Origin of the sequence: Streptomyces sp. NPDC058401, from assembly GCF_042722885.1 — a bacterium.
Taxonomy (GTDB): domain Bacteria; phylum Actinomycetota; class Actinomycetes; order Streptomycetales; family Streptomycetaceae; genus Streptomyces.
In genome coordinates this window covers 1-6970 of record NZ_JBHXKA010000230.1, presented here as the reverse complement: position 1 = coordinate 6970, position 6970 = coordinate 1, and the positions used below count along the sequence as shown (strand labels likewise).

Genomic DNA, 6970 nt, shown 5'->3' with positions numbered 1-6970 from the left:
CCTACGGCCACTTCGGCCGCGAGCTGCCGGACTTCACCTGGGAGCGCACCGACCGCGTCGACGCCCTGCGCACCGCCGCCGGTCTGTAGTACCCGAAGAGGCCGGCGCGGCGCGGGGAACTCGGCGGTGCGCGACCCGAGCTCACGCGGGCCGGGTCAGGAGGCCTCCGTTTCGTCCGCCAGGTGGCGCAGGACGTCCTTCAGGTCGCCGCGCCGGGCGAAGGCCGTGCGCTGGCGGTGGGCGCCCGAGCCGTCGCGCAGCAGCCCGGCCATGGTGTGCGACGCGTGGTCGAGGTCGCCGGAGGCGGCCAGTTCGGGGGCCACCAGGTCGAGCAGGGCCTCCGCCAGGTCCGCCGCCGGGAGTTCGACCCCCGTGTACGGGTCCAGCCCGAACCCCTCCAGCCCGTCGTGGGCCGCCCGCCAGCGCGCGAGGCGCAGTACGTCGTCCCGTACGGGCGGATCGGGCCGCTGCTCGGCGATCTCGCGCAGGGCCGTCGCGACGAGGGCGCGGGACAGTTCGGCCTGCAGGATGGCCGAGTCGATGTCCGGGGACATGTCGGGGGCCCGGAGTTCGAGCGTCGGCCAGTTCCCCGAGGGCCGCAGGTCCCAGTAGACCATCTTGGTGTCGAGGGCCGCCCCGGAGCCGAGCAGGGTCTGCACGGAGCGCCGGAAGTGGGCCGTCGAGGTGAAGTGCGGCGGCAGGCCCGCCGAGGGCCAGCCCGCCCAGGCCATCGCCCGCCAGCTGGCGTGGCCGGTGTCACGGCCGCCCCAGAAGGGGGAATTGGCCGCCAGCGCGATCAGCGTGGGCAGCCAGGGACGGACCCGGTTGGAGACGGCCACCGCGGTGTCCACGTCGAGGGTGCCGATGTGGATGTGCCGGCCGCAGCTCACGAGGGTGTCGGTGAGGGCGCCGAAGCGCCGGGCCTGCTCGCGCTGGCGCGGCTCGTCGTCGGTCAGGTGGAGGGGGCCCTCCAGGGCGACCACCGGCGAGGGCGCCGCCAGCAGCCGGCAGCCGTGGGCGCGGGCCGCCCGCGCGAGGGTTCTGCGCAGACCGGCGAGCTCGCTGCGCAGGGTCGCGGCCGAGTCGGCGACGGGGGTGGAGATCTCCACCTGGTAGCGGGTGCCTTCGGGGTGCAGTTCGTGGGGGAGCCCCGCGGCGGTGGACAGGACGAGCGGGGCGGCCGGTACCACCCGCAGGGTGCGGGCGTCGACGAGGAGGAACTCCTCCTCGACCCCCAGCGTGAGGGGGAAGACCGGACCGGCGGCCCGCGGTCCCGCCGACTTCGGCCCCGTCTTCGTGGTGCCGGTTCTCGTGGCAGCGGTGCGTGCGCTGCCGGTGCTCGTGGTGCTGGTGCCAGGTTCGATCACTGCGCCTCCCTGGACATACGAGTCTTTTCATCATGAGCTGAACTCCAGGCGAGGAGGGCACGTCTATTCGGTCAAATGTCCGGTGATAGTGGCGGGTTACCGGCAAGGAATGCGCCGCCGCGGGGCGTCGGTTCCGGGTGGGGTGAGTGTTGCGCGTGCGTGAATGCGCAGTCCGCACGCCCGGACCCCCGGCGACGGCTGCTTATCATCCGATGTGACCCGTACGACCGCTCCAGCTCCGTCCACCCGTCCCCGGCGCCGCATATGGGCCGATCTCACCCCGCTGAAAACCTCCCCGGACTTCCGGCGGCTGTGGTTCGGCGGCATCGTCTCCTGGCTGGGCCAGGCGATGACGGCCCTGGCCATTTCGCTCCAGGTCTACGAGATCACCGGCTCCAGCTTCTCCGTCGGACTGGTCGGGCTCTGTTCGCTCGTCCCGCTGGTCACCTTCGGGCTCTACGGCGGGGCCATCGCCGACACCGTCGACCGGCGCAAGCTCGGCCTCTTCAGTGCGCTCGGCCTGGCCGCCCTCTCCTTCGCCCTGGCCGGCGCCGCGCTCATGGACTACCACCGGGTCTGGCTGCTGTACTCCGTGGTCGCGCTCCAGTCCCTCTGCGGGGCCCTCAACGGGCCCGCCCGGTCGGCGATGATCCCGCGGCTGCTCCCCGCCGAGCAGCTGCCCGCCGCCAACGCGCTGAACTCCGTGGTCATGACCTTCGGGATGACGGCCGGCCCGGCGCTGGGCGGGGTCATCGTCGGCTGGTGGGGCTACCAGGCCGCGTACCTGATCGACGCCCTCACCTTCGGCGCCGCCCTCTACGCGACGTGGCGGCTGCCGCCGATGAAGCCCGAGGGGGCGGGCGGCCGCACCGGGCGGGCCTCCGTGCTCGACGGCCTGCGCTTCCTCGGGACCCGGCCGAACATCCGGATGACCTTCTTCTCCGACCTGGCCGCCATGGTGCTGGCCCAGCCGAAGGCGCTGTTCCCGGCCATCGCAGTGCTCTGGTACGGCGGCGACGCCAAGACGGTCGGGCTGCTCGTGGCCGCCCCCGCCGTCGGGGCGCTGCTCGGGGGACTGCTCTCCGGCTGGCAGGGGCGGATCCGCCGGCACGGGGCGGCGATCCTGCTCTCCGTCGCCGGGTGGGGGCTGGCCATCGCCGTGTTCGGGCTGACCCGGAACCTCTGGCTCGGGCTGCTCTTCCTGGCCCTGGCCGGATGCGCCGACAGCATCTCGATGGTGTTCCGCACCACGATGCTCCAGGCCGCGACCCCGGACGGGATGCGGGGCCGCCTGCAGGGCGTCTTCATCGTGGTCGTCGCCGGCGGGCCCCGGCTCGGGGACTTCCTCGCCGGGGCCACCGCCGAGCTCACCTCCCCGACCGTCGCGATCACGGGCGGCGGGCTCGGCTGCGTCCTCGTCCTGGGCCTGCTGGCCCTGCGGTGGCGGGGGTTCGCCCGGTACGACGCGCGAACTCCGCAGGCCTGAGGGGGAGGGCGGCCCCGGGTTCGGGCCCGGGGTTCCGTCGCCGGGCGGTGCCTTACGCGTCCACCGGCTCGCGGGTGCGGTCGCTGACCTCCCCGCCGGTGTTGGCGGTGCCGGCGGGCTCGAACATCAGGATCGCCGTCTCGCCGTCGGCCTGCGGGCAGTGCTCCACCCCGCGCGGGACCACGTAGATCTCCCCGGGGTTCAGGACGACGTCCCCGGCGCGCAGCCGGATCGTCAGGGTGCCGCTGACGACGAGGAACAGCTCGTCGGTGTCCTCGTGGGTGTGCCAGATGAACTCGCCCTGGACCTTGGCGATCTTGACCTCGTAGTCGTTGACCCGGGCGATCCGGTGCGGGGCCCACTGCTCGGTGAAACCGGCCAGCTTCTCCGCGATGTTCACCACGCCGTGCGCTTCCGGGCGGCCGTTCCCGTGTGCGGCCTGGTGCGCGGTCTCGTGCGTGCTCTCGTGCGTGCTCTCGCGTGTCGTCATACCGGCAGGCTGCCGGGTGCGCACCGGGCGGTCTTGTACGTTCCTGACATGGCAGCAGCGGTGCGTCCGCAGAGCAGGGTCTCGGCCTGGCAGCCGCCGGTGCCGGGGATAGCCGAGGTGTTCCATGCCCGGTTCACCGATCACGCCTACCCCGCCCACGTCCACGACACGTGGACGCTGATGATCCTCGACGGCGGCCGGGTCGACTTCGGGCTCGACCGCGAACGGCACGGCGCGGCCGGCTCGGACACGGTCGCCCTGCTGCCGCCCGGGGTGGTGCACGACGGGCGGACCGTCACCGAGACGGGCTTCCGCAAGCGCGTGCTGTACCTCGACGCGTCCGTGCTCCCGGAGTCGCTGACCGGGGCCGCCGTCGACGCGCCGCTGCTGCTCGACGCCGCCCTCCGCCGCCGGGTCCACGCACTGCACCGGGCGCTGGGCGCACGGGAGTTGCCGCCCGGCGCGGTCGAGCAGCTGGAGGCGCAGTCGCGGCTCGCCTTCGTCCGGGAGCGGCTGCGCACGTGGCTGGAGGGGCGACCGGTGGTCCCGTACGGGGCTCCGGGCCCGGATACGGCCGTACGACTGCGCGAGCTCCTCGATGCGCGGGTCCTCGACGGGATCACCCTGGAGGAGGCTTGCGCGCTCCTGGGACACACCCATCCCACCCACCTGATCCGCAGCTTCCGGAAGGCGTTCGGGCTCCCTCCGCACGCCTACCTCACCGGGCTGCGGGTCGCACGGGCACGCCGGCTGCTGCTGGCGGGAATGCGGCCCGCCGAAGCCGCGGTGGCGGCGGGCTTCTACGACCAGGCGCACCTGACACGGCACTTCGGGAGGCACGTGGGGATCAGCCCGGGGAGGTTCGCCCGATCTGGGGGAGTGTGAAGGGAAGTTGGCGGTTTCGTTGCCATTGTGTTGCCGGGTCTTCCTTTTCCTTTCGATTCGTCATATGACAGTTCGGAAGTCACCCCTCGCCGTCCCCGCTTCGCATCTCCCCTCTGATCCAGGAGTAAGGCCTTCATGCGCCTTCGTACGCTCGTCGCCACCGCCGCGGCCACCGCCGCGCTCTCCGGAGCCCTCGTTCCGCAGGCCCTCGCGGCCCCCTCGGCGCCGAAGGGGGACCGTTCCTGCTCCCCGTACCTCTCGGTCGCCGGGTACTCGGACTCCCTCGACAAGACCCTCATCGACGGGAAGCTGGTCGGCGGGCTCTCCGGACTCGCGGTGGACCGCGACGGCACGATCGCCGCGATCTCCGACAAGTCGGCCCTGTACAAGCTGAACGTGGGCCGCGGCGACACCCCGAAGGCGACGGCCGCCGCCCGGCTGCCGCTGACCGACGGCGCGGGCAAGGCCCTCGACTCCGAGGGGATCGTCGTCGACCGCGACGGCACCTACCTGGTGACGGACGAGACCACCCCCGCGATCCGCCGCTACTCCCGCACCGGTGCGGTGCTGGGCTCGCTGCCGATCCCCGACGGCTTCAAGCTCGCGCCCGCGGGCCGGGCCACCGTCAACCAGACCTTCGAGTCCCTGACGCTGCTGCCCGACGGGCACACCCTCGTCGCCGGCGTCGAAGGCGTGCTGGCCGGCGACGGCAAGGACGCGCAGGGGCGGACGCTCCAGCGGATCCAGACCTGGGAACGCCGGGGCCGGAACGGGGAGTTCGTCCTGGGGCGGCAGTACGCCTACCCGGTGGACTCCGGACACGGGCTGGTGGAGCTCGCGCCCACGGGCGACGGCCGGCTGATCGTGCTGGAACGCGGCTTCACGCAGCAGTTCAAGATCACGGTGCGGCTGTACGTCGCCGACCCCCTGGGCGCCACGGACACCTCCAAGGTGGCGGCGCTGGCCGAGGGGCCGGGCCTGCGCACCGCCCGCAAGACGCCGATCGGGGACCTCGACGGCTGCCCGACGCTGGGCGCGCCGTCCAAGCTGCCGCAGAACCACCCGCTGGTCGACAACATCGAAGGCATGGTGGTGACGTCCTACGGCGAGCACGACGCGCATGACGGCCGCGACGGCCGTGACGGGCACGGGCGGGTGCGGCTGCTGCTGACCAGCGACGACAACGAGCTGGCCCAGCAGATCACCCGGCTCTACCGGCTGGACGTCAAGCTCCCGGCCCGGAGCTGGGGCCGCTAGCCCGTCGCTTTCGCGGGGGAGACGATGCCGCGGGCGACCCCCAGGGCGACCAGGTCCTGGGGGCGGACGCGCAGTTGGTCCGCCGTGGCCGGGGCCGACTCCGGGGGGCGCTTGAGGATGGCGGCCGCCAGTTCGGGGGCGATCACCGAGAAGTAGCTGTCCGGGGTGACCCAGGTGTTGCCGTGCGCCGCCAGCGCGAGGGCGCCGCCCGAACCGCCCTCGCCGATGAGGAGGGTGGTGACGGGGACCGCCGCCGAGGCGAGCGCCGCGAACGCGTCGGCGATGGCCGCGCCCGCCCCCGCGTGCTCGGCGGCGGCGTCGTTGGCCGCGCCGGGGGTGTCCACGAGGGTGAGCACCGGGATCCCGAGCCGGTCCGCGAGCCGGACGACGCGGGCCGCGGTGCGGTACCCGGCCGGGCGGGTGGCGGTGCCGCACTGGGCGGCGTACGCCACGGCCCGGCCCTCGCGGAGCCCGAACCCGCACAGCATCCCGGGGTCGGTGCCGCCCGCCCGGTCGCCCGAGAGGGGCAGCCGGAGCTTGAAGTACGCGTCCAGGTACCGCCCCGCGCGCGGCCGGCCGGGGTGCCGGGCCTGCCGGACGGCGTCCCACCCCGTCGGCGGCAGCGCTACGTCGGCCAGCGCGGCGGGGGGTTCCACGGCCCCGGGGGACCGGGGCGCGGCGAACACCCGGAGCCAGGCCGCCAGGGTCTCCGGGAGCTCCGCGGCGGGGACGACGGCGTCCACGTGCCCGGCGGCGTACTGCCCCTCGGCGGTGTAGGCGGCCGGATCCGCGTCCGGCGGCCGCACCCGGGACCCGGCGAACCCGACCTGCGCCCCGGGCAGCGCGAGGATCACGTCGGCCCCCGCTCCGAGGGTGGCCCAGCCGCCGCCGGTCGTGGGGTCGCGCAGGACGGCGACCTGCGGGAGGCCGGCGGCGCGGGTGAGGGCGGACTGGCGCGCCACGCGCTGCAGTTGGGTCAGCGCGAGCATCCCCTCCTGCATGCGGGAGCCGCCGGTGGCGATGAGGGAGACCAGGGGGAGGCGGTGGGTGCGGGCGTGCGCGTAGGCCGCCTCCAGGCGGTCGCCGGTGCGGTGGCCGAGGGACCCGCCGAGGAAGCCGAACTCGAAGGCGATCACGGTGGCTTCGTGGCCGCCGATGCGGGCGGTGCCGGTGACGACGGACTCCTCCTCGCCGGTCCGCGCGGTCGCGCGGGCGCGGGAGTCGTCGTAGCCGGCCCAGCCGAGGGGGCCGTCGGGGGCGGAGTCCCCTGGTGGGGCGGGGAGTTCGGTGAAGCTGCCGGGGTCGGTGGCGGAGGCGATGGCGGCGCGGGCCGAGGGGCGGATCGTCACGCCGCCAGCGTACGGGGCCCTGCCTGGTGCGAGGCTCGCGCGGTGCGGGTGGCCGGCCCTGCGGGGCAAAGTCCCCGACCCGCCCTTCGCCCGTTCCCCGGGCTGTGCCCGGACCCCCTGGGGCTCCGCCCCAGAC

General features: G+C 74.4%; 6 protein-coding genes. 3 read left to right on the top strand and 3 right to left on the bottom strand.

Features of this window, described 5'->3' with window-relative positions:
• Positions 1-155: 155 nt before the first annotated feature.
• The gene (locus tag ACFWNV_RS38710) at positions 156-1367 is read right to left on the bottom strand and encodes a glutamate--cysteine ligase (protein ID WP_383956742.1); all 1212 of its coding nucleotides are present in this window, start codon (positions 1365-1367) and stop codon (positions 156-158) included.
• A gap of 163 nt (positions 1368-1530) precedes the next feature.
• Between ACFWNV_RS38710 and ACFWNV_RS38705 the strand changes: the two genes are divergently transcribed.
• On the top strand, positions 1531-2853 hold the full coding sequence (locus tag ACFWNV_RS38705) for an MFS transporter (protein ID WP_383956740.1): 1323 nt from the start codon (positions 1531-1533) through the stop codon (positions 2851-2853).
• 52 nt (positions 2854-2905) lie between these two features.
• On the opposite strand, the gene ACFWNV_RS38700 is transcribed toward ACFWNV_RS38705, so the two are convergent.
• Positions 2906-3343 (bottom strand): cupin domain-containing protein, encoded by a 438-nt coding sequence (locus tag ACFWNV_RS38700; protein WP_383956737.1) that lies wholly within the window; start codon positions 3341-3343, stop codon positions 2906-2908.
• Between the two features lie 48 nt (positions 3344-3391).
• On the opposite strand from ACFWNV_RS38700, the gene ACFWNV_RS38695 reads away from it, so the two are divergent.
• Positions 3392-4228: a helix-turn-helix domain-containing protein gene (locus tag ACFWNV_RS38695; protein ID WP_383956735.1), complete on the top strand. Its 837-nt coding sequence runs from the start codon at positions 3392-3394 to the stop codon at positions 4226-4228.
• Between the two features lie 135 nt (positions 4229-4363).
• Positions 4364-5485, top strand: coding sequence for an esterase-like activity of phytase family protein (locus ACFWNV_RS38690; protein ID WP_383956732.1), 1122 nt, complete (start codon positions 4364-4366; stop codon positions 5483-5485).
• On the opposite strand, the gene ACFWNV_RS38685 is transcribed toward ACFWNV_RS38690, so the two are convergent.
• The gene (locus ACFWNV_RS38685) at positions 5482-6834 is read right to left on the bottom strand and encodes a carboxyl transferase domain-containing protein (protein ID WP_383956729.1); all 1353 of its coding nucleotides are present in this window, start codon (positions 6832-6834) and stop codon (positions 5482-5484) included. The genes ACFWNV_RS38690 and ACFWNV_RS38685 overlap by 4 nt on opposite strands.
• Positions 6835-6970 lie beyond the last annotated feature (136 nt).

Bases quoted from the DNA above. Each gene is read 5' to 3' on its own strand.
- ACFWNV_RS38700 (WP_383956737.1), bottom strand. From the start codon at position 3,343: ATGACGACACGCGAGAGCACGCACGAGAGCACGCACGAGACCGCGCAC.
- ACFWNV_RS38690 (WP_383956732.1), top strand. From the start codon at position 4,364: ATGCGCCTTCGTACGCTCGTCGCCACCGCCGCGGCCACCGCCGCGCTC.
- ACFWNV_RS38695 (WP_383956735.1), top strand. From the start codon at position 3,392: ATGGCAGCAGCGGTGCGTCCGCAGAGCAGGGTCTCGGCCTGGCAGCCG.
- ACFWNV_RS38705 (WP_383956740.1), top strand. From the start codon at position 1,531: ATGCGCAGTCCGCACGCCCGGACCCCCGGCGACGGCTGCTTATCATCC.